The organism is Sphingomonas parva (ex Maeng et al. 2020) (genome assembly GCF_004564275.1).
Taxonomy (GTDB): domain Bacteria; phylum Pseudomonadota; class Alphaproteobacteria; order Sphingomonadales; family Sphingomonadaceae; genus Allosphingosinicella; species Allosphingosinicella parva.
Genome location: NZ_SPDV01000055.1, coordinates 1 through 15,003 on the forward strand (window position 1 = coordinate 1; position 15,003 = coordinate 15,003).

At 70.2% G+C, this 15,003-nt stretch carries 15 protein-coding genes; 8 read left to right on the forward strand and 7 right to left on the reverse strand.

Annotation, left to right across the window (positions count from 1 at the left end):
• Nucleotides 1–55: 55 nt before the first annotated feature.
• The 4 genes from E2493_RS18455 (at nucleotide 56) to E2493_RS18470 (ending at nucleotide 2,279) form a co-directional block, all read left to right on the forward strand.
• Nucleotides 56–655, forward strand: coding sequence for an anthranilate synthase component II (locus E2493_RS18455; RefSeq protein ID WP_135089856.1), 600 nt, complete (start codon nucleotides 56–58; stop codon nucleotides 653–655).
• A gap of 64 nt (nucleotides 656–719) precedes the next feature.
• Nucleotides 720–1,373, forward strand: a complete 654-nt coding sequence (gene lexA / locus E2493_RS18460; RefSeq protein ID WP_135089857.1) for a transcriptional repressor LexA — start codon at nucleotides 720–722, stop codon at nucleotides 1,371–1,373.
• A 154-nt stretch (nucleotides 1,374–1,527) separates the two neighbouring features.
• Nucleotides 1,528–1,911, forward strand: a complete 384-nt coding sequence (locus E2493_RS18465) for an endonuclease domain-containing protein (protein WP_135089858.1) — start codon at nucleotides 1,528–1,530, stop codon at nucleotides 1,909–1,911.
• A 17-nt stretch (nucleotides 1,912–1,928) separates the two neighbouring features.
• Entirely contained in the window at nucleotides 1,929–2,279 is a 351-nt protein-coding gene (locus E2493_RS18470; protein ID WP_135089859.1) for a VOC family protein, read from the forward strand.
• Nucleotides 2,280–2,493: 214 nt separating this feature from the next.
• Here the strand turns inward: E2493_RS18470 and E2493_RS18475 are convergent, their stop codons facing one another.
• Nucleotides 2,494–3,189 carry an HAD family hydrolase gene (locus E2493_RS18475; RefSeq protein WP_135089860.1) on the reverse strand — a complete coding sequence of 232 codons (696 nt, stop codon included), beginning with the start codon at nucleotides 3,187–3,189 and terminating at the stop codon, nucleotides 2,494–2,496.
• A gap of 216 nt (nucleotides 3,190–3,405) precedes the next feature.
• Between E2493_RS18475 and E2493_RS22150 the strand changes: the two genes are divergently transcribed.
• Nucleotides 3,406–3,534, forward strand: a complete 129-nt coding sequence (locus tag E2493_RS22150) for a hypothetical protein (protein ID WP_263854104.1) — start codon at nucleotides 3,406–3,408, stop codon at nucleotides 3,532–3,534.
• Nucleotides 3,535–3,566: 32 nt separating this feature from the next.
• Here E2493_RS22150 and E2493_RS18480 read toward each other — a convergent pair whose 3' ends face one another.
• Nucleotides 3,567–5,669 carry a ComEC/Rec2 family competence protein gene (locus E2493_RS18480; RefSeq protein WP_225421589.1) on the reverse strand — a complete coding sequence of 701 codons (2,103 nt, stop codon included), beginning with the start codon at nucleotides 5,667–5,669 and terminating at the stop codon, nucleotides 3,567–3,569.
• Nucleotides 5,670–5,724: 55 nt separating this feature from the next.
• Between E2493_RS18480 and gltX the strand changes: the two genes are divergently transcribed.
• Together gltX and E2493_RS18490 are read left to right on the forward strand one after the other, a co-directional pair.
• Nucleotides 5,725–7,185, forward strand: a complete 1,461-nt coding sequence (gene gltX, locus E2493_RS18485; RefSeq protein WP_135089862.1) for a glutamate--tRNA ligase — start codon at nucleotides 5,725–5,727, stop codon at nucleotides 7,183–7,185.
• Between the two features lies 1 nt (nucleotide 7,186).
• Nucleotides 7,187–8,473 carry a citrate synthase gene (locus tag E2493_RS18490; RefSeq protein ID WP_135089864.1) on the forward strand — a complete coding sequence of 429 codons (1,287 nt, stop codon included), beginning with the start codon at nucleotides 7,187–7,189 and terminating at the stop codon, nucleotides 8,471–8,473.
• A 57-nt stretch (nucleotides 8,474–8,530) separates the two neighbouring features.
• On the opposite strand, the gene E2493_RS18495 is transcribed toward E2493_RS18490, so the two are convergent.
• Nucleotides 8,531–9,439 carry a hypothetical protein gene (locus E2493_RS18495; protein ID WP_135089866.1) on the reverse strand — a complete coding sequence of 303 codons (909 nt, stop codon included), beginning with the start codon at nucleotides 9,437–9,439 and terminating at the stop codon, nucleotides 8,531–8,533.
• Between the two features lie 179 nt (nucleotides 9,440–9,618).
• Between E2493_RS18495 and E2493_RS18500 the strand changes: the two genes are divergently transcribed.
• The gene (locus tag E2493_RS18500) at nucleotides 9,619–10,278 is read left to right on the forward strand and encodes a hypothetical protein (protein WP_191993023.1); all 660 of its coding nucleotides are present in this window, start codon (nucleotides 9,619–9,621) and stop codon (nucleotides 10,276–10,278) included.
• Nucleotides 10,279–10,920: 642 nt separating this feature from the next.
• Here the strand turns inward: E2493_RS18500 and E2493_RS18505 are convergent.
• The 4 genes from E2493_RS18505 to E2493_RS18520 all read right to left on the reverse strand — a co-directional run bounded on the left by E2493_RS18505 (nucleotide 10,921) and on the right by E2493_RS18520 (nucleotide 14,951).
• Nucleotides 10,921–12,285, reverse strand: coding sequence for a sensor histidine kinase (locus E2493_RS18505; protein WP_135089868.1), 1,365 nt, complete (start codon nucleotides 12,283–12,285; stop codon nucleotides 10,921–10,923).
• A complete protein-coding gene (locus E2493_RS18510; protein ID WP_135089870.1) occupies nucleotides 12,282–13,319 on the reverse strand; it encodes a DUF2336 domain-containing protein in 1,038 nt (345 codons plus the stop codon). Before E2493_RS18510 ends, E2493_RS18505 begins: the two co-directional genes overlap by 4 nt.
• A 35-nt stretch (nucleotides 13,320–13,354) precedes the next feature.
• Complete coding sequence (locus tag E2493_RS18515) at nucleotides 13,355–14,563, reverse strand: hypothetical protein (protein WP_135089872.1); 1,209 nt, start codon at nucleotides 14,561–14,563, stop codon at nucleotides 13,355–13,357.
• An 85-nt stretch (nucleotides 14,564–14,648) separates the two neighbouring features.
• Nucleotides 14,649–14,951: an Hpt domain-containing protein gene (locus E2493_RS18520; protein WP_135089873.1), complete on the reverse strand. Its 303-nt coding sequence runs from the start codon at nucleotides 14,949–14,951 to the stop codon at nucleotides 14,649–14,651.
• Nucleotides 14,952–15,003 lie beyond the last annotated feature (52 nt).

Consider the following 15,003-nt stretch of genomic DNA (forward strand, 5'->3'; position numbering starts at 1 on the left):
GCGGCCGGCGCCGGGCGCGGCCCGGCGCCGATCCTTCCCCGGCGGAGCACCTGCCGTGATCCTGGTCATCGACAATCACGACAGCTTCACCTGGAACATCGTCGACTATCTGCGCGCGCTCGGCGCCACGGTCCGGGTCGAGCGCAGCGACGAGATCTCGGTGGCCGAGGCGGTGGCCTCCGGCGCCGAGGGCCTGCTGATCTCGCCGGGCCCGGGCCGCCCGGAAGAGGCCGGCATCTCGATGCCGCTCGTCCAGGCCTGCGCCGCGGCCGGCCGCCCTTTGCTCGGCATCTGCCTCGGCCATCAGGCGATTGCCACCGGCTTCGGCGGCAGCATCGGCCGGGCGCCGGCGCCGATGCACGGCAAGACCTCGGAGGTCCGGCACGACGGCACCGGCGTGTTCGCCGGCCTCCCTTCGCCTCTCACCGCGGCGCGATACCATTCGCTGGTCGCCTCGGGCGCGCTCCCCGAATGCCTGGCCGTCAACGCCAGAGCCGAGGACGGCAGCGTCCAGGGCCTGCGCCACCGCACGCTGCCGATCCACGGCGTCCAGTTCCATCCGGAGAGCATCGCCAGCGAGGGCGGCCACGCCCTGCTCGCCAATTTCCTCGCCCTCGCAAACTCCGCGACGAGGAGCCGTTCGGCCCGCGCCTGAAACGAGTTGACAGGCCCGGACATGTTTCCTAAACGTTCCATGTCCGTTCCACGAGGGCCAGGCGATGCTGACGCGCAAGCAACACGAGCTGCTCACCTACATTCACGACAAATTGGCCGAGACCGGCGTCTCTCCCTCCTTCGAGGAGATGAAGGACGCGCTCGACCTCAAGTCGAAGTCCGGTGTCCACCGGCTGATCTCCGCGCTCGAGGAGCGCGGCTTCCTCCGCCGCCTGCCCAATCGGGCGCGCGCGCTGGAGGTCGTCCGCATGCCCGACGTCAAGGCCGGCATCGCCAGCCAGCCGACGCCGCCGGTCAGCGTTCCTTCCGCCGCCAACGATGTGATCGAACTGCCGCTCCACGGCCGCATCGCCGCCGGAATGCCGATCGAGGCGCTGGAGGGCCAGAGCAGCCTGCCCGTCCCCGCCGCCCTGCTCGGCCCGGGTGAGCATTACGCGCTCGAGGTGGCCGGCGATTCGATGGTCGAGGAAGGCATTCTCGACGGCGATTACGCGCTGATCCGCAAGACCGACATGGCGCGCGACGGCGAGATCGTGGTCGCCCTGATCAACGACGAGGAAGCGACCCTCAAGACCTTCCGCCGCGAAGGCACGATGGTCCGCCTCGATCCGGCCAATCGCAATTACGACCCCCAGCGCTACCGCCCCGACCAGGTCCGCATCCAGGGCAGACTCGCCGGCCTGCTGCGGCGGTATTGATTTTGCGACCTGCGATCTAGAAGCCCTCCCCCTCGATGGGGGAGGGTTTGGGAAAAGCTGCTCATAGGGCGTTCCAGCACCTCCGCCGGCACAGACTGGCTCCTCCCCCTTGAGGGGGGAGGCTGGGTGGGGGTGGAGTTCGAGGAGGCACCGCATGCGTCGTCGTCCCGCCACTGACTTAATCTCACCCGCTCGGCGCCTACGAAAGCATTCAACAGACGCCGAACGGCGCATCTGGCGGCTGCTTAGAGAGAACTTCCGGGAGTGGCGGTTTCGAAGGCAGGTGCCATTGCGGACCTTTATAGTCGACTTCGCAAGTCACCCGGCAAAACTCGTCATCGAGGCCGATGGCGGTCATCATGGAGGCGATGCCGACATCCAGCGCGATCGCCTCCTCGCCGATGAAGGCTATGGCGTTCTGCGCTTCTGGAATCACGATGTGCTCGGCAACAGCGAAGGCGTGTCCCTGAAGATCGCCGCAGCGCTGCACGAGCGCCACCCCCACCCCAACCCTCCCCCCTCGAGGGGGAGGGAGTGACTTCGAGGAGAGTTGACATGGCCCGCCTGAACTATGTCGAGCTGCCGGTCCGCGACGTCGGTGCCGCCACGGCGTTCTACGAGGCGGCGTTCGGCTGGTCGATGACCGCGTTCGGCCCGACCTATGCCGCGACGCTGACCGGCGACACCGATGTCGGCCTGCAGGGCGATCCGGCCGAGGCGACGCGGGCGCCGCTGCCGGTGATCGAGGTCGAGGATCTCGAGGCGGCGCTCGCCGCGGTGCAAGGCGCGGGAGGCACGATCGTCCGGCCGATCTTCGCTTTCCCGGGCGGGCGGCGCTTCCAGTTCCTCGATCCGAGCGGCAACGAGGTCGCGGCGGTCAAATCGGATTCGCATCCGGCCGGCTGATCGCCGGTGCCCAGGCCCCCGCAGCGGCGCCGCACGCCCCTCCCCTCGCCGCCAGACCCGAGGGCATTCGATCCGGTGAGACCAGTCTCGATGCTCCCTGTGAGGCGGAGCATCACGGGGAGGATTGCGGCCCGCGCGCCTTGGAGATGAAGGTCTCGGTTGCAATTCCGCCCCCCGCCGCGGACCCCAGGCCCTCGCCTCGCGGCGATGCCGCCTATTCGATCGTGTCGATCCAGGCGGGCAGCTCGGCGAGGCTCGCCAGCTCGCGGAAGCGGCGATGGTCGGTCGGCGGCGCCGCCGCCTCGTGCGCCCAAACCAGCTCGAACGGCACGAAAGCGGCATAGCCGCCCGCCTCGAGCACCGGCAGGATGTCGGACTTCATCGAATTGCCGGCCATCACCGCCTGCTCGGGAAAGACGCGGTAGCGCGCGAAGATCCGCCGATAGGTGTCGGGGTGCTTCTCGCTGACGATCTCCACCCCCTCGAACAGGTCGCCGATGCCCGAGGCGGCGAGCTTCGCTTCCTGGTGGTGGAGATCGCCCTTGGTGACGAGGATAAGCCGGCCGCGCTCGGCGAGGGCCGGCAGCGCCTCCTCGACGCCGGGCAGCATCTCGATCGGGTGCACGAGCATGTCGCGGCCCAGCGCCAGGATCTCGCGCACCGTTCGCGCCGGCAGCGCGTCTCCGGCAAGCTCCGAGGCCGCCTCAAGCATGGAGAGGATGAAGCCTTTCACGCCATAGCCGTAGACCGACAGGTTGCGGTGCTCGATCTCGTCGACCCTCGTCTGGATCTCTTCCGCCGGCGCGAATGGAGCGAGCAGGGCCGCGAAGTCGCCGAAGGTCCGGCGAAAGAAGGTTTCATTGTGCCAGAGCGTGTCGTCGGCATCGAGGCAGATGAGGGTGATCGGCATAGGCTGCGCGATCTAGACCGCGACTGCGGCGCGGGAAAGGCCGTGCTTCCCGGCCGGTCGCGACGGAGCGGCAGGAGGCCGTGGCGACGATCGCGATGGTGCCGGCACAAGAGCGTACATCATCCCTTAACCTAGTATAAGTCACACGTTTACAGCGACATAGAATTCGGCAGAGACAATCTGATCGGCAACGATCCTCAACGCCCTGGAGCAACGATGCAGTCCCGCCTTCCGCCAGAGCTTGAACGCTACACCCTCTCGCCGCCCTGGCAGCAGGAGCAGCAGGACGAGGCGCGGCGGCGCAAGGCGATCCAGGAGCTGCAGAGGCGCGCCGCGCGCGCCTGACCTTCGCCCCCTCCGACCGGGCCGAAACCTCTCTAGCGCACCGCCCAGGGGTGCTCCCCGGCGAAGGACGCGACCGTCGTCACCTCCGGCACCTTCCCCAGCACGATCGACAGGCCGCCCGTCCGGGCGAGCAACGCCCGGTCCGCCTTCAGCCAGCGCGGGCGGCAGGTGACCGGCAGCCGCCGGTCCGAGACGACGATGTCGGCCTCCGCGCAGGCGCGCCGCAGCGGATCGAAATCGACGAGATAGGGCGAGCGGGTGGCGAGCACCCGCCAGCGCGTGCCGTGGCGAATCACCTCGGCAGCGCACAGGTCCGGGCTGCACGATGCGCCGGCCAGGCTCTCGAGCTCGCGCGGCTCGCCTCCGATCCCGGCATTTTCCGACAAAGTGTCGCGCACGTAATCGCCGGCGCGCGGCCGCAGGATGGCGAGGCCGTCGCCGGTCCGCACCGCGAGATGGGCGCCGTCGCCGGTGACGAGCAGGTCCGGCGCCGGGGTGGCGAGCGCCCAGGCCGCGCCGGCCAGGATCGGCAGCAGACCGGCGATCCGCCAGCGGGTCCGCCACAGGGCCAGCCACAGCCCTCCTGCGACCAGGCAGGCGAACGCGCCGCGCGGAAGCGCGGGCAGCATCGCGACCGCGCCCGGCGCCGCGGCGACGGCGTGCGCAAGCCAGAGCAGGAAGGCGAGCGCGCGACCGGCCAGCCACCAGAAAGGCGCCGACAGGCCGAGCGGATCGGCGGCGAGCGCGAGAGCCTCCAGCGGCATGATCACGAAGGTGGTGAGCGGGATGGCGACGATGTTGGCGAGCGCGCCGTAGAGCCCCGCCTGGTGGAAATGGAACAGGGCGATCGGGATCAGCGCCAGCTCGACGGCGAGTCCGGTGAGCACCAGACCGGCGATCAGCCGCAGCAGCTTCAGCGGCAGCGCCTCGTCGCGCCGTGCCACGAAGGCACGCACCCGCGGATGGTCGTGCAGCACGACGATCGCCACGATCGCCGCGAAGCTCATCTGGAAGGATGGGCCGACGAGGCTCTCCGGCCAGACCAGCAGGACGATCAGCGCGCCGACCGCGACCAGGCGAAGCGTCAGCGCGTCTCGCCCCAACGCGATGCCGGCGAGCACGAGGATCGCGGCGATGCAGGAGCGGATCGTCGGCACCTCGGCGCCGGTGAACAGCGTATAGGCGATGCCGGCCGCCGCGCCGACGCCGGCGGCGATCACCACCAGGCGGAAGCGCAGCGCCAAGGCCGGGCTCAGCGCCAGCAGCTTCAGCGTCAGCAGCATCACCGCGCCGACCACTGCGGTGAGGTGCAGGCCGCTGACCGAGAGCAGGTGCGCGAGGCCCGAGCGGCGCATCGCCTCCGCATCCGCTTCGGGAATGCCGCCCTGGTCGCCGGTGGCGAGCGCCGCGGCGATGCCCCCTTCCCCGCCCGGCAGGCGCCTGCGCACATGATCGGCAAGGCTCTGTCGCGCGGACGCGAGGCGCGCCCGCCACCCGCGTCGCCGCGGCGGATCGGTGACCGTAACCTCGAGCGCGCGTGCGGTCGCCCCCAGCCGCTGGAACCAGGCGGCACGCGCGAAATCATAGGCACCCGGCACCGCCGGCGGCGGCGGCGGCATCAGCCAGGCGCGGACCGCCACGATCGCCTCCGCCTCGAGGTCGGGAGGCGCCTTCTCCTCGTCGAGGTTCAAGCGGATGCGCTCGGGCAGCCGCGCCGCCGCGCCGCGGCGATCGACCTTCACCACCAGGCGGACGATCTCCTCGGCAGGCAGGCGCTGCAGCGATTCGACCGTCGCGTCGAAGGTGGCGACGCCCTCGCGCCGCAGCACCGGCGCCGCGACACGCTCGGCCTTCCACCAGATGTTGGCGCAGCCGATCAGGGCGGCGAGCCAGAAGAGGGCGAGCGCCCGCGCCCAGCGCGTCTCGGCGGCGGCCGCGAAGCACGCCGCCGCCGTACCGCCGGCGAACAGCAGGAAGGCGGTCCAGGCGGGCGCGCTCGGCAGGACGAACCAGGCGGCGGTGCCGAGGCCGAGACCGACCGGCAGCCAGAGCGGAAGCTGGTCGCGCTCGGCATCGGCCAGCGCATCGAGCCGCGCCGAGCGCCGGGAGAGCGCGGCGCGAAGCCCGGCCGCCAAGCCCCTTGGTGGCGGCTCGTCCGCTATGCTAGGGGCGCATCCGTCACTGGCGGCCATGGCCGCATCCTTGGAGAATCGGCGCTTGAGCGCAACCGAAACCCAGCGCGAGGTCGTCACCCGCTTCGCGCCGTCCCCGACCGGCTTCCTGCACATCGGCGGCGCCCGCACGGCCCTGTTCAACTGGCTGTTCGCCCGCCATCACAAGGGCCGCTTCCTGCTGCGCATCGAGGACACCGACAAGGCGCGCTCGACCAAGCCGGCGATCGACGCGATCCTCGAGGGGATGCGCTGGCTCGATCTCGATTGGGACGGGCACGAATATTACCAGTCGCAATTCTGGGCCCGCCACGCCGAGGTGGCGAACGAGCTCCTCGCCCGCGGCCACGCCTATCGCTGCTACATGACCCAGGACGAGCTCGCCGCCGCCCGGGCCGAGGCCGAGCGCGAGCGGCGGCCGTTCCGCATCGTCAGCCCCTGGCGCGACTGCGCCGCGGACGCCGCGACGCCCGACCTCCCCTTCGTCGTCCGCCTCAAGGCGCCGCGCGAGGGCGAGACGGTGATCGAGGACCAGGTCCAGGGCACGGTCCGCGTCCAGAACAGCGAGATCGACGATTTCGTGCTGCTGCGCTCGGACGGGTCGCCGACCTACATGCTCGCGGTGGTCGTCGACGATCACGACATGGGCGTCACCCATGTGATCCGTGGCGACGACCATCTCAACAACGCCTTCCGCCAGCTCGCCATCATCCGCGGCATGGGCTGGCCGGAGCCGGTCTACGCCCATGTGCCGCTGATCCACGGACAGGACGGCGCCAAGATGTCGAAGCGGCACGGCGCGACCGGGGTGATGGACTATCACGAGATGGGCATCCTGCCCGAGGCGATGGCCAATTACCTGCTGCGGCTCGGCTGGGGCCATGGCGACGACGAGATCATCGCGCGCGAGGACGCGGTCCGCTGGTTCGATCTCGACCACGTCGGGCGCTCGCCGTCGCGGTTCGACACCAAGAAGCTCGAGAACCTCAACGCGCATTATATCCGCGAGGCGTCGGACGGACGGCTGGCCGGCCTCGTGACCCCGCGCGTCGAGGCGCTGATCGACGCGCGCCTCGACAGCGCGGAGATCGCTTTGCTGACCCGCGCGATGCCGGAGCTGAAGCCGCGCGCCAAGAACCTCAACGAGCTCGCCGAGGGCGCGACCTTCCTGTTCCGCGAGCGGCCGCTCGATCTGGACGACAAAGCCGCACAGCTCCTCTCAGGGGAGGGACCTCGGCTGCTCGCCCGCGTTTATGCGGGACTCTCCGCGCTTGACGAATGGAACGCCGAGACGACAGAGGCGGTCGTGCGCTACGTGGCGGAGACGACGGGAACGAAGCTCGGCCAGGTTGCGCAGCCGCTCAGGGCGGCCTTGACCGGGCGGGCGACGTCCCCCGGTATTTTCGATGTGCTGGTGCTGCTCGGGCGCGAGGAAAGCCTCGCCCGGATCGCGGACCGGATGATGACGGACGGAGAATAACATGGCGGACAATCAGGCCACTCTCGATTTCGGCGGCAAGACGAGCGCCATGCCCGTGCGGCAAGGCACGGTCGGCCCCGACGTGATCGACATCCGCAAGCTTTATGGCCAGACCGGCGCCTTCACTTACGATCCCGGCTTCACCTCGACGGCGGCGTGCGAGAGCGCGATCACCTATATCGACGGCGATCAGGGCATCCTGCTCCACCGCGGCTATCCGATCGACCAGCTCGCCGAGCATTCGACCTTCATGGAGGTCGCCTATCTGCTCCTCAACGGCGAGCTTCCGACCGCGGACGAGCACCAGAAGTTCGTCTACACGATCTCGCGCCACACCATGCTGCACGAGCAGCTGGCGACCTTCTACCGCGGCTTCCGCCGTGACGCGCACCCGATGGCGATCATGTGCGGCGTGGTCGGCGCGCTCTCCGCTTTCTACCACGATTCGACCGACATCACCGATCCCAAGCAGCGGATGATCGCCAGCCACCGGCTGATCGCGAAGATGCCGACGATCGCGGCGATGGCCTATAAATATTCGATCGGCCAGCCGTTCATGTACCCGCAGAACGACCTCAGCTACACGGGGAACTTCCTGCGCATGACCTTCGGCGTCCCGGCCGAGAATTACGAGGTCAATCCGGTCGTCGAGCAGGCGATGCGGCGGATCTTCATCCTCCACGCCGATCACGAGCAGAACGCCTCGACCTCGACCGTGCGCCTCGCCGGTTCGTCGGGCGCGAACCCTTTCGCCTGCATCGCGGCCGGCATCGCCTGCCTGTGGGGCCCGGCGCACGGCGGCGCCAACGAGGCGGCGCTCAACATGCTGCGCGAGATCGGCCGTCCGGAGCGGATCCCCGAGTTCATCGGCCGCGCCAAGGACAAGGACGATCCGTTCCGCCTGATGGGCTTCGGCCACCGGGTCTACAAGAATTTCGATCCGCGCGCGAAGGTGATGAAGGCGACCGCCGAGGCCGTGCTCAACGAGCTCGGCGTCACCGATCCGATCTTCGACGTCGCCCGGGAGCTCGAGCAGATCGCGCTCAAGGACGATTATTTCGTCGAGAAGAAGCTCTACCCGAACGTCGATTTCTATTCGGGCGTAATCCTCTCGGCGATCGGCTTCCCGACCTCGATGTTCACGGCGCTCTTCGCCCTCGCCCGCACCGTCGGCTGGGTCGCGCAGTGGAACGAGATGATCTCCGATCCCGAGCAGAAGATCGGCCGGCCGCGCCAGCTCTACACCGGCTCGGCGCAGCGCGACTACGTGCCCGTCGACCAGCGCTGATCGCCCTGCAGGGCAAGAAAGAGGGAGGCGGGTGCGGCGGCGCGCCCGCCCCTTCGCTCATCGGGCCATGCACTCGCGAAGCCGCACGAGCTTCTCCAAGACCGACCGGAACACCTCCGCCGTCTCGCGCGCATAGTCTTCGACCGGCCTGACATCGGGAGAAGCCACGCTCCGTAAGGGATCCGGCGCGAGGACGAAGGCCTCTCCGCCACGGAAATAGGCTCGGACGGCGCCGCCTTCGGCGATCTCGGTGAGCAGCGCCCGCAGGTCCGCACCCAGCATCGCGCATGCCGCCGCCGGATCGGTCGAGAAGACCTCCAAAGCGGCGTCGAAACAGGGATCGCCTTCGATGTCCACGGGCCGGAGTTGCACCCCGTCGCTCGGCACCGCTGCCTTACCGCCCTTCGGCAGGACAAGTGTGATCGGCTCCTTCACGGATTGGAGCGGCACCTGCCGCTCACGCCTTCCCGGAATGACCCGGTAGACGCGGCCGGTCAGTCCGCGCTCGAGACTGTAGGTCGCGGCGACCGCGATCTCGTCGACGCTGATCGCTGCCAAATTCTCGGCTCGCGCATTGCTCGGAACGCGTTCGAGCAGGAATGCGCCCGCACCCGCGAGCCCGTAGGGTTCGAACCAGTCTCGAACGAAGAGCAGTCCGGCGCGCTCGGCGACGGCCGGCAGCAACCACGGATCGATGCTGTCCGCGCCGACGCCGACGACGCCGCGCTGGACCTGGGTCGCGGCAGCCGCGACGATGCCAAGGGCGGCCAGGGTGCCGGCAACAGGAAAACCGTCCTCCGGAAAGAGCAGAAAAAAGGCCAGCAGGGCAGCGATGATCGCGACAGCGAGGCAGCCCCAGTGGCGCGGACGCGGCTCGCCGCGCTCCGCCTCCGCCTTCGCAATGCGGTGCTGGATCGCCTGGTCGGCGCTGAGGACGCTCCAGCCGCAGGCGGCGAGATCGACCATCTCGTTCCCCGTATGTTCCAGCGCGACATTGCCTCAGACGAAGAGCGATGTCCAGCCGGCGTCTGAAACAATTGATACCGCTTCACGCGCGCCGCGGCATCGGCGCGACACGCGCGGCAGCGATTGAACGATGCGTCGCCCGGCCCGCGAGCCGGGCCCAACAGACCAGGATAACGCGCATGAAGAGCCTCATCCTTGCCCTGCTGTTTGCGTCCGCGGCACCGGCCGCCGCCGCACCGGCCTCGGAGCCGAGCCTCGACGATGTCCGCGCCGCCACCGAGCGCTTCAAGGACGTCAAGGTCGCGCTCGCCGAGGGCTATCTCGCCGATCCCGAGAACATCTGCCACACTGCCGCGCACATGGGCCGCGACGCCAAGCTCGGCGGCATGGGCATCCATTATTTCCGCCCGGACCTGCTCGGCATCACGGCGCCGCCGAACCCGCGGATCGGCGGCGAAGGCGTGCACACCGATTTCCGCAAGCCGGCGATCCTGATCTACGAGCCCAATGCCAAGGGCGAGCTCGAGCTGATCGCGGTCGAGAACCTCGTCTTCGAGAAAGCGTGGCGCGCCTCAGGCAAGACCCAGCCGCCGACCTTCCAGGGCCAGACCTTCGACCACATGGTCGACGATCCGGCGACCGCGGAGGACGAGGCGCACAATTTTGAGCCGCATTACGATCTGCACGTCTGGCTCTACCGGCCGAACCCGGCGGGCATGTTCAAGCCGTTCAACCCGAATGTCACCTGCCAGTACAGCAAGCCGGCGCAAATGGCGCATGCCGGCCATGCCGGCCATGCCGGCGGCCAGGAGAGCCATACCGCGCACTCGGGCCACTAGCACAGGGCGTGATCGACGCTCCGGCGGCCCTGCCAACAGTGCCATGCCGGACGATCGCGCTCTCGCACGCGTCCCCCCGCCCCGCCCCTCCCGCGGGGGGACGCGTCACAACCGAGGCGACCGATAAAGTAAAAGCCCCAGCCGTTTCCGGCCGGGGCTTGGTTGGTAGTCACGGGGGGGGGGAGGTGACTACCAGCGGGGGGGTACTGGCAGAACGAGCACCCCTCGATGGGGTTCCCGGCAATTGACGATCGAGATGACGATCAAGGCGAATTTCCCGCGAGGCGTGCGCGAGGCGCGATGAGCCGCAGCAATCGGGCGGGCGAGGCAGACAAAAGGCGGCCAGGCCGCGCCGATCAGGCAAAACGAAGCGCCCCGGAATGGCTCCGGAGCGCTTCGCCGACAGTCCGCCATCCCGGCGACTATCTCCCGTCCCCGTGACCGGTTCTACACGATTCGAGCCGGATTTGGGAGTGCCGGGGCGCGCCCGCGGTTCAGGACGGCGCGCCAGACAGTCGCTCCGGCGCAACCGGCCTGACTCGTGCGAACGTCTGCGCGCGACCCTTGAATCACCAAAATCGTGCAAGCTCAATGACTTGGCAACTTGATCAAGATCAAGAAACGCCTACGGGCGAGTCGCGCCTAGCTGCGGCGGAGCGGCAGCGTGAAGGTGAACCGGGCCCCCTGCCCCGGCGCGCTGTCGACGCCGAGATCGCCGCCCATCGCCCGCGCCAGGCGCCGCGCGATGTACAGGCCGAGCCCGGTGCCTCCCGGCTCCGACGGATCGACCCGCTCGAACTTCTCGAACACGCGCGCCTGATCCTCGGCGGCGATGCCCTTGCCCTGGTCGGCGACGATCAGCACGGCGAGATCGCCCTCGCGGTCGGTCCGCACCCAGACGCTGCCGCCCTGCGGGGAATAGCGTATCGCATTGGTCAGCAGGTTCATCACGATCTGCAGCGCCCGCTTGAACTCGCCATAGGCAGGCACGGTGTCGTATTCAGCCGGGACGTCGATCCGCACCGCGCGCTCGGCGGCGCGGACGGAGAGCAGGCCGGCGGCCCGCCGCGCGACGTCGGCGAGGTCGATCTCCTCCCGCTCGGGCGCGAAGTCGGGCCGCTCAATCGCCTGGAGGTCCACCAGATCGTCGACCAGAGCGAGCAGGTGGCGCCCGGCCGCGGCGATGTCGCCCGCATAGCCGGCATAATCGGTGCGCAGCGGCCCTTCCGGCTGTGCGCCGATCGTCTCGGCGTTGCGGATGATATGGGCGAGCGGCGCGCGCAGGGCGCGGTCGAGCCGCTCCGAAAAGGCGCCATTGTCCTTCTGCGGCTCGGGCGGCTGCACCGGCGCCGGTTCCGAGACGAGGCTCGTCGCCGAGCCGCGGAAGCCGGAGAAACGGCCGTCGCCGTCGATCAACGGCACGCCGGCAAGGCGGTAGCGTTGGCTGCGGCCGCCGCGCAGCTGGGCGATCTGGCCGTCGAATCGCCGCTGCTCGGCGAGAGCGGAGAGCAAGGGGAGCACCCCCTCCTTCTCCTCCTCGAGCCGGAACAATTGGGTGAGCGGCTGGCCGATCAATGCGGCCGGGGCCTGGCCGGCCGCCGCTGCGGCGGCCGGGGAGAGGACGGTGAAGCGCAGCGCCTGGTCGGTTTCCCACATCCAGTCCGCGCCGGCGCGCAGGAAGTCCGCCTGCCGCTCCGCCTCGGCCGCCGGCGCCGGGCCGCGCGCCGGACGGATCGTCCAGCCGGAAATGGCGAGATCGACGGCGCCGCTCTCGGCCGGCACCGCCCGCACCCAGAGGTCGAGATCGGCGTCGCCGTCGGCGGCGACCGCGGCGCGCGAGATGGTGAGGCCAAGACGCCGCGCCAGCCGGGCCAGCGACGCGATCTGCGGAACGGCGAGCGGTCCCCCGCTGTCTCCGCCGGCAGCCTGCTGGAGCGCGAGCAGGCGCGCGTCGGCCGAGATCAGCCGCCCGTCCGGATCGAGCCGGCCGTGGACGACGTCGTTCACGAGGCGAGCCTCGCGACGGCCGCGCGATAGGCCGGATCGGCACGCCAGAGGGTGAGCAGAGCCTCGGCGTCGGCGGCGGAGAGGCCGTCGAAGAAATCGAGCAGCGGGACGAGCGCCGCCTCGTCCGCGGCGAGCGCGAGCAGGATCGCGCCGGCCTGCTCGCGGGCAATTCCGGCCGCGCGGAGGAGGAGCGCGGCGCCGCGGCCGCCGCGCGCCGAGAGGATCTCCCAGACGGCGCTCGGCGCGAGCCGGGTGCGCACCGCCAGCACCGCGAGGAACAGCGGCAGGCCCGCCTCGGTCAGCGCCCGCAGCGCGAGAGGATCGTCGAGTCTTCCGGAACGGTCGAGGGCGCCGGCGAGGCGGAGGCAATGCGCCTCGAGCGTCGCACCCTCGTCATAGCCGGCGAGCAGGCGTGCGGCGGCGGCCGCGATCTTGCCGTCGGTTTCGCTGGCGGGCATCTGGTGGCGCATCACGACATAGTGCCGGAGCGCAGCGGCCACCGTCCAGACGAGATGGTGCTCGAGCTCCGCCGGAAGATCGGAGCGGATCAGCAGCGGCTCCTGGAACGGATCGAAGCGGGCGCTCTGGGCGATCAGCAAGCCCATCGCCTCGGCGGCGATCCCGGCGTCGTGATCGCCGGCCAGGTCGATGAGCAGGGTCTTTTCGGCCGGGACACCGCTCCTGTGGAGACGATGCTCGTCGCTCCGGCGCAGCAGCGCGGCGACGAGCGGCAGGTCGGTCGATGCCCTGGCGCGCGCAAGGATCGGGCCGGCGATCTCGAGATGCGCGGAGGAGAGCGCCGCGCGCAGGGCTTCGTCCCCGAACGCCGTCGCCAGCTCGGCGCGCAGCTCGTCCTCGATCGCGCGCAGGAGCTTGGGGAGCAGGGTTCCCAGCGTCGCGCGCTGGCGCTCGCTCAGCCGCAGCTCGGATACGATCGCCAGATCGGCGGCCGCGGCGGCGACGCGCGCGTGCGCCGACGCGAGCAGCTGTGCCGCGCCGTCCAGCTCACTCGCGTTCGGCCGCAAATCGGACATCAGCCGCGTGTAAGGCCGTCAGAGTTAAGGGGCCGCTAATCAGCGCGTGGCGCGGAATCCGGTCGGTGCACATGGCGCTGCGCCCAGAAGAAGCTGCCGGCGGCATAGAGCAGGAGGATGGTGAGCCCGCTGCCCCACAGTCCGGTCGCGGCGAACGGGAGCAGCAGCCAGCTCATCCCCTTGCGCTCGGCCAGCCACAATCGGCCCGGAACGGAACGGCCGCGGGTCTCGGTCCGCAGCGCGAGCACGAAGGCGATGGTGGTGGCGGCGAGCACGATGCAGCCCCAGCCGAGCGTGCCGCTCAGCGACACCGCCAGCGCGACCAGCCCGGCGGCGGCCAGCGTCGGCAGCAGATGCGACCACCAGCTGTCGGTGACGGCGTCCTGCATGCGCAGCATCGCCAGACGCTCGCCGATTCCGTCGAGCGGGGTGGCGAGCAGGATCAAGGCCATGCCGAGCACGAGCCAGCCGGAGGCGAAGGAGAGCGCGCCGAGCGCCGTCAGCAGCGCAGCGCCGAGGCCGAGCATCGCCGGCGTCGTCGCCGTCGGCATCAGCCGCCGCGTCGCCTCCTGCTCCACCGGCCCGAGCAGATAGCGCGAGATCCAGTCGCCGCGCTGCGCGCCCGCGCCCTCGAAGAGCCGCTGCTGGAGCTCGGCAAGATCCTCCCCCCGCTCGGCGACGGTCAGCAGATCGTCGGCAGGCTCGCCGCGCACGGAGAATTGGCGCACGCCGTTCTGGATCGCGCGCCGGAGCAGGGTCGATTGCAGGTCCCACTCGCCGAGCATCGCGGCGGTGCGCTTCAGCGTCTCCCCGTCGAGCAGGGCGAGGCCGGCCCAGCGGCTGTGCGCGTCGATCCGCTCGTAGCGATCGTCGACCCGCACGTCGGGCACGGTCAGGATCGCCGGACCGCCCGCCGCGATCAGCCGCTCGAGATGCGTCTCGGTGGCGATCAGCCCATCGGCCATGATCAGCAGGCGGTCACTGGGGTGGACCGCCTCGGCAGCCTCCTCGGCGCTGCGGGCGACCGCGACGCGCAGCCCCTGCCCGCGCAGCCGGTCGAGCGCGGCAAGCAGATCGGACGGGACCCGTTCGACGGCGACGACGATCAGATCGGCTCCGACGGCGACGGCGAGGCGCGCCTGGCGCTCGAGGACGGTGCGCCCGGCGAGCGGCAGCGTCGCGCGCAGGCCGCCGCCGGGCTCGTCGGCTTCATGATAGGCGGCGATCAGCGCGGCGAGGGTCAAGGACGTCGGGCTCCCATCCCCGACCGATAGAGAATGGGCGCGCGCTTCGTAAAGGCCATCCCTCCGGCTGCGGCCGCGCCGGCCCTCAGGAGGCGGCGAATTCCTCGATCGCGGCGCGCAGCTTGCGCATCACCACCGGATCGCCGGGCGCGCCTTCCAGCGCCTCGTCGGCGAGCGCCAGCAGCTGCAGCGCGCCGAAGCTCGCCGCCAGTCCCTTGAGGCGCGACGCGGCGAACGCCCAATTGGCATCGCAGCGCGCCCGCCCCATCAGGTCCGCCTGGCGCGCCGCGCTCTCGACGAAGGCGAGGCGAAGCTCGCCCATCAGGCCGGGGTCAGCGCCGACCGCGGCGGCGAGGGAGGCGTTGATAGCGCCGGAATCATAAGCCATCCGGACGGTTTAGCCGCTCGGCGTTAACGGCTAGTAACCTTCCGAGCTTTCC